The organism is Burkholderia sp. Ac-20392 (assembly GCF_017104585.1).
Taxonomy (GTDB): domain Bacteria; phylum Pseudomonadota; class Gammaproteobacteria; order Burkholderiales; family Burkholderiaceae; genus Burkholderia; species Burkholderia lata.
In genome coordinates this window covers 1-5,203 of the sequence record NZ_JAAGPB010000523.1, presented here as the reverse complement: position 1 = coordinate 5,203, position 5,203 = coordinate 1, and the positions used below count along the sequence as shown (strand labels likewise).

The following is a 5,203-nucleotide window of genomic DNA, read 5'->3' as shown; positions in this document are numbered from 1 at the left end:
ACGATGACGGCGCCGGCGGCGGTGGCGATGAGCGGGTGGAGGCGTTGCTTTTGCGGCGTGGTTTGATTCTGGTTGTCCATTTTTTTCTCCGATGTCGATCCGGATCGGCACATCGGTGCCGGGCCGAACCCCACGCTCGGGAGCGAGCAGACTTGGCGTTCCTGCGCCTCGTTCTGGTCCCGTGGTCATGCGTGGTGACGCAAGGGGAGTGTCGTTCACCGGCACGCGGCGCGCCGTATCAAGGTGTAACGAATTGCAGCGGGGCGCCGGCAGCCATGACAGGGAAAACCCGCAGAAGGCCGTCGCGACGAGGGAGTAAAACGGGGGAGGATCGAAAGCCGGCGGACGCCGGCTGGCGGGATTTACGCGTCGTTACAAAGCTGACGCGTGCGCGCCGCAGGGCGCGGCGCACACGCGGGCGCAGCGATCAGTCTTCGCGGCGCAGATGCGGGAACAGCAGCACGTCGCGGATCGTCGGGCTGTCGGTCAGCAGCATCACGAGACGGTCGATGCCGATCCCGCAGCCGCCGGTCGGAGGCATCCCGTATTCGAGCGCGCGGATGTAGTCGGCGTCGAAGAACATCGCTTCCTCGTCGCCCGCATCCTTCTGCTCGACCTGCTTCTTGAAGCGTGCAGCCTGGTCTTCCGGATCGTTCAGCTCCGAGAAGCCGTTCGCGATTTCGCGGCCGGTCATGAACAGCTCGAAACGCTCGGTGATGCCCGGCACCGTATCCGATGCGCGTGCGAGCGGCGACACTTCGACCGGGTAGTCGATGATGAAGGTCGGCTCCCACAGCTGGGCTTCGGCCGTTTCCTCGAACAGCGCGAGCTGCAGTGCGCCGATGCCCGCGTTCAGGAACGCCGGCTGCGACACGTCGACGCCGAAACGCTTCAGTTCGGTGCGCAGGAACGCGTCGTCCGACAGCTGGCCGGCGGTGTAGTCCGGTGCGTACTTCTGGATCGCCTGCGTGATCGTCAGGCGATGGAACGGCTTCGCGAGGTCGAGCTCGCGGCCCTGGTACTGGATCGTCGCGGTGCCGAGTGCATCGATCGCCGCCTGGCGGATCAGCTGCTCGGTGAAGTCCATCAGCCAGCGATAGTCGGTGTACGCGGCGTAGAACTCCATCATCGTGAATTCCGGGTTGTGACGCGGCGACACGCCTTCGTTCCGGAAGTTACGGTTGATTTCGAACACGCGTTCGAAGCCGCCGACGATCAGGCGCTTCAGGTACAGCTCCGGCGCGATGCGCAGGAACATCTGCATGTCGAGCGCGTTGTGATGCGTGACGAACGGCTTCGCGGCCGCGCCGCCCGGGATCGGGTGCAGCATCGGCGTCTCGACTTCCATGAACTCGGCGTTGTCCATGAACTTGCGGATCGACGCGATCGTCTTGGTGCGGGCGCGGAACGTGTCGCGCGTTTCCGGCGTGACGATCAGGTCGACGTAGCGCTGGCGGTAGCGCATTTCCTGGTCCGACAGGCCGTGGAACTTGTCCGGCAGCGGGCGCAGCGCCTTCGACAGCAGGCGCAGTTCCTTGCACTGGACCGACAGCTCGCCCTTGTTGGTGCGGAACAGCACGCCGCGCGCCGCGACGATGTCGCCGAGGTCCCACTTCTTGAATGCGTCGTAGGTTTCCGCGCCGACGTCGTTCGGCGTCACGAAGAACTGGATCTGGCCCGAACCGTCCTGCACCGTCGCGAAGCTTGCCTTGCCCATCACGCGCTTGAGCATCATCCGGCCGGCGACCGACACCTCGACCGGGTTCGCTTCGAGCGCGGCCTTGTCCGAGTCGGCGAATGTCGTCTGCAGATCGGCTGCGTGATGCGTCGGGCGGAAATCGTTCGGGTAGGCGACGCCTTGCTCGCGCAGGGCGCGCAGCTTCTCGCGGCGCTCGGCGATGATCTGGTTTTCGTCCGCGGTGACGGCGGGCTGCGTTTGGGTCGGTTCGGTCATGATGGTCGGAATTCGGAGTGGGTGCGGCAACGCAAACGGGAAGGGCAAGGGGGCGCGACCCGGCGGGGTCGCGCCGCGGCGCTTACACGCCCTGTTTGAGGCTCGCGCTGATGAAGTCGTCGAGGTCGCCGTCGAGGACGGCGCGCGTGTTGCTCATTTCGACGTTCGTGCGCAGGTCCTTCACGCGGCTCTGGTCGAGCACGTACGAACGGATCTGGTGGCCCCAGCCCACATCGGTCTTGCTCGATTCGAGCTTGTCCTGTTCGGCCTGGCGCTTGCGCATTTCAACTTCGTACAGGCGCGATTTCAGCATCGCCATCGCTTCGGCGCGGTTGCGGTGCTGCGAGCGGTCGTTCTGGCACTGCACGACGATACCGGTCGGCATGTGCGTGATCCGCACCGCGGAGTCGGTCTTGTTGATGTGCTGACCGCCCGCACCCGATGCGCGGTACGTGTCGATGCGCAGGTCGGCCGGGTTGATCTCGACTTCGATCGAGTCGTCGATTTCCGGATACACGAACACCGACGAGAACGACGTGTGGCGGCCGCCCGACGAGTCGAACGGCGACTTGCGCACGAGGCGGTGGATGCCCGTTTCGGTGCGCAGGAAGCCGTATGCGTATTCGCCCGACACCTTGACCGTCGCGTTCTTGATGCCGGCGACGTCGCCGTCGGACTCTTCGAGCACTTCGGCCTTGAAGCCCTTGCGTTCGCAGTAGCGCAGGTACTGGCGCAGCAGCATCGAGGCCCAGTCGCATGCCTCGGTGCCGCCGGCGCCGGCCTGGATGTCGATGAAGCAGTTGTTCGGGTCGGCCGGGTTCGAGAACATCCGGCGGAACTCGATGTCGCCGACGCGCGACGCGAGCTTCGCGGCGTCTTCTTCCGACGCGACGAGGGTGTCCTCGTCGCCTTCCTCGCGGGCCAGCTCGAACAGGTCGAGCGCGTCGCGCAGGTCGCTATCGAGCGCCGTCAGCGTCGTGACGACGCCCTCGAGCAGCTTCTTCTCGCGACCGAGCGCCTGGGCGTTCTTCGAATCGTTCCAGACGTTCGGGTCTTCGAGTTCCTTGTTGACTTCGGTCAGACGCGCAGCTTTGGCGTCGTAGTCAAAGATACCCCCGAAGCTCGCCCGCGCGGGTGCGCAGGTCGAGCAGGGAGCTTTCGATCGCGTTGAGACGTTCCGCTTCCATGATCGTTCGCTATTCTTGCTTCGTAAAAAAGCGGAATTATAGCCGATCGGCAGGGTTGCCCGGTGACGCAGACGGTGCTCGCACGCGCGCCGCGGCCCCGTTCGGCGCGGCGTGCATGCCTCGGCGGGCAGTGCGGGCCGGGCGGCCCGCGCTCAGCCGGCCGCGTGTTCGACGATCAGCTGGACGCGCGTGACGCCGTTCCACGTATCGGCGACGAGGCGGTATGCGACCAGTGCGCTCTCCGGCAGCGGCTCCGTGTGGTTGAACCAGATCGCGTTGAAGCGCTGGCGGCCGCGCGCGAGCTGCAGCTTCAGGTGCTTTTCCTTCACGAGCGACTGCGACACGACGTCGAATTCGCCCGAGAAAAGCGGGGCCGGAAAGCCTTGCCCCCAGACGGCCTCGTCGAGCAGTCCGACGAACTGCGGCGTGAAGTATGCGTCCTCGAGTTCGCCGTCGGTCTCGATCACGCGGGCGAGCGCGTCGTCGGACAGCCATTCGCGCGCGACGGCCTCGAACGCGGCCGCGAAGCGCGGCACGTTCTCGGTGTCGAGCGTGAGGCCGGCCGCCATCGCGTGGCCGCCGAACGCGACGATCAGGTCCGGTTCGCGCTTCGACACGAGGTCGAGCGCGTCGCGCAGGTGGAAGCCGGGAATCGAGCGGCCCGACCCCTTGACCCGCTTGCCTTCGTCGTCCGCGTGCGCAAACGTGAACGACGGCCGGTGGAATTTTTCCTTGAGCCGGCCGGCGACGATGCCGATCACGCCCTGGTGCCACTCGGGGTTGAAGAGGGTGATCGTGCATGCGTCGGCCGGATCGACGTCGGCGAGATCGGCGAGCGCCTGCTGCTGCATGCCGGCCTCGATCTCGCGGCGTTCGCGGTTCATCACGTCGAGCTGCTGCGCGAGATCCCACGCGCGGCCGATGTCGTCGGTGATCAGGCACTCGATGCCGAGCGACATGTCGGAGAGCCGCCCGGCAGCGTTCAGGCGCGGGCCGAGGCCGAAGCCGAGGTCGAAGCCCGACGCCGTGCGCGCTTCGCGCGCGGCCGCGCGGAACAGCGCGGCGATGCCCGGCTGCATGCGGCCGTTGCGGATGCGCTGCAGCCCCTGCGCGACGAGCACGCGGTTGTTGCCGTCCAGTCGCACGACGTCGGCGACGGTGCCGAGGGCAACGAGGTCGAGCAGGCCGTCGAGGCGCGGCTCGGCCTCTTTGCTTGCGAACGCGCCGCGACGGCGCAGCTCGGCGCGTAGCGCGAGCAGCACGTAGAACATCACGCCGACGCCGGCGAGGTGCTTGCTCGGGAACGCGCAGCCGGGCTGGTTCGGGTTGACGATCGCGCGTGCGGAGGGCAGCGCGTCGCCGGGCAGGTGGTGGTCGGTCACGAGCACGTCGATGCCGCGTGCGTTCGCGGCTTCGACGCCCGCGACGCTCGCGATCCCGTTGTCGACGGTGATCAGCAGGTCGGGCTTGCGCGCGGCGGCGAGTTCGACGATCTCGGGCGTGAGGCCGTAGCCATATTCGAAACGGTTCGGCACCAGGTAGTCGATCTGCGCGCCGAACATCCGCAGGCCGCGCACCGCGACCGCACACGCGGTCGCGCCGTCGCAGTCGTAGTCGGCGACCACGAGCAGACGCCGCTTGTCGGCGATCGCGTCGGCGAGCAGCGATGCGGCGTCGGCGCAGCCTTTCAGCTGGGTGGGCGGAACGAGCCGCGCAAGCGCGGTCTCGATGTCGGCGGGGGACTGCACGCCGCGCGACGCGTACAGGCGCGCAAGGACGGGATGCAGGCCGTGGCGCGCGAGCACTTCGGCGTCGGCGGGCGCGACGGGGCGGGTAACGATCCGGGTCATACGGGGTCTGCTTGTTATTCGAACAGGGAGGCAAGCGCGCGGCGGCGCCAGAACTTGCGCAGGTCGCCGCGCGTCGCGTGCAGCGTCACGGAGCTCGTGTCGCCGCACAGCGTGAAGTCGACACTCGCGAGCTCGCTGTTCCGCAGCGCGGCGAGGGCCGGCGCGAACCAGTCGCGCTCGAGCGCGGCGAGTCCGTCGTGCCAGCGCGCCCG

At 67.4% G+C, this 5,203-nt stretch carries 3 protein-coding genes and 1 pseudogene; all 4 read right to left on the bottom strand.

Annotated features, from left to right (window positions below):
* Positions 1-427: 427 nt before the first annotated feature.
* Positions 428-1,954 (bottom strand): lysine--tRNA ligase, encoded by a 1,527-nt coding sequence (gene lysS / locus G3N99_RS33730; protein WP_041492890.1) that lies wholly within the window; start codon positions 1,952-1,954, stop codon positions 428-430.
* A gap of 82 nt (positions 1,955-2,036) precedes the next feature.
* Positions 2,037-3,141 (bottom strand): peptide chain release factor 2 gene (prfB, locus tag G3N99_RS33725; protein ID WP_157687188.1). Its coding sequence is split into 2 segments (ribosomal slippage): positions 2,037-3,059 and positions 3,061-3,141, totalling 1,104 coding nucleotides; the frame shifts between segments, so codons are not numbered across the junction.
* A gap of 152 nt (positions 3,142-3,293) precedes the next feature.
* Positions 3,294-4,991, bottom strand: a complete 1,698-nt coding sequence (recJ, locus tag G3N99_RS33720) for a single-stranded-DNA-specific exonuclease RecJ (RefSeq protein ID WP_206124532.1) — start codon at positions 4,989-4,991, stop codon at positions 3,294-3,296.
* A 14-nt stretch (positions 4,992-5,005) separates the two neighbouring features.
* A pseudogene (locus G3N99_RS33715) lies at positions 5,006-5,203 on the bottom strand (regulator); the annotation flags it as partial.

Excerpts from the sequence above, each read along its gene's own strand:
- lysS (WP_041492890.1), bottom strand. The coding sequence starts at position 1,954 with ATGACCGAACCGACCCAAACGCAGCCCGCCGTCACCGCGGACGAAAAC.
- recJ (WP_206124532.1), bottom strand. The coding sequence starts at position 4,991 with ATGACCCGGATCGTTACCCGCCCCGTCGCGCCCGCCGACGCCGAAGTG.